This is a genomic window from Kordiimonas sediminis (genome assembly GCF_014656395.1).
Lineage (GTDB): Bacteria > Pseudomonadota > Alphaproteobacteria > Sphingomonadales > Kordiimonadaceae > Kordiimonas_A > Kordiimonas_A sediminis.
This window is the reverse complement of record NZ_BNCI01000011.1, coordinates 1-730: the sequence shown is the minus strand read 5'-3', so window position 1 is coordinate 730 and position 730 is coordinate 1. Positions and strand designations below refer to the sequence as shown.

The 730-nt window shown below is 47.8% G+C and carries 2 tRNA genes and 1 rRNA gene; all 3 read left to right on the top strand.

Features of this window, described 5'->3' with window-relative positions:
- The first annotated feature begins 43 nt into the window (after window positions 1-43).
- Window positions 44-119 (top strand) — tRNA-Ala (locus IE181_RS14560).
- A 27-nt stretch (window positions 120-146) separates the two neighbouring features.
- Window positions 147-223 (top strand) — tRNA-Ile (locus IE181_RS14555).
- Window positions 224-640: 417 nt separating this feature from the next.
- A 23S ribosomal RNA gene (locus IE181_RS14550) occupies window positions 641-730 on the top strand; the annotation flags it as partial.

Here is a 730-nt window from a genome sequence, read left to right as displayed (position 1 = left end):
CTGTACGCCGGTTGAACTTCGAGTGATGACCTTGTTATAGAACGGGGCCTTAGCTCAGCTGGGAGAGCGCCTGATTTGCATTCAGGAGGTCAGCGGTTCGATCCCGCTAGGCTCCACCATCACTACCGTTGGTTCGAGTTTGGTGAGGGCCGGTAGCTCAGGTGGTTAGAGCGCACGCCTGATAAGCGTGAGGTCGGTGGTTCAAGTCCACCTCGGCCCACCATCAGCATAGCTGGTGCGTTCCTCGAGACTGTCTCTAAGCCTGCAGCAGGGTGCTGCAGGGTGTCAAAAAAGGGAAATAGAATTCCAAAGGGCTTGCCCGGCGGATTTGATCTTTGAAATTGTGAAGAAAGTTATACTTGCACGTATAATCGGTTGAAGAACTTGTTCTTCTGGATTTTACGCGGACCCCCAAATTCCGTGTTTAAGACGATTATATGTTTGTGATGATGTGTGTAAGACTTGTCTTATATGCATCACCCAAAATGGGATAGGTTTTAAAACCTATTTCAATTGCATGCTGATAAAAATGATTTTTCATATCGCTCTGTGTTTGTAACTCAGTTCCGTAGAGTTACGCCGAGAACGCAGGGGTATGAGATGAATGCTTTCGAGTGTTTATCTCTGGATATGGAGGATTTCTCAAGTGATTTAAGAGCATTTGGTGGATGCCTTGGCGTATGGAGGCGATGAAAGACGTGACAGGCTGCGATAAGCTGTGGTGAGGTGC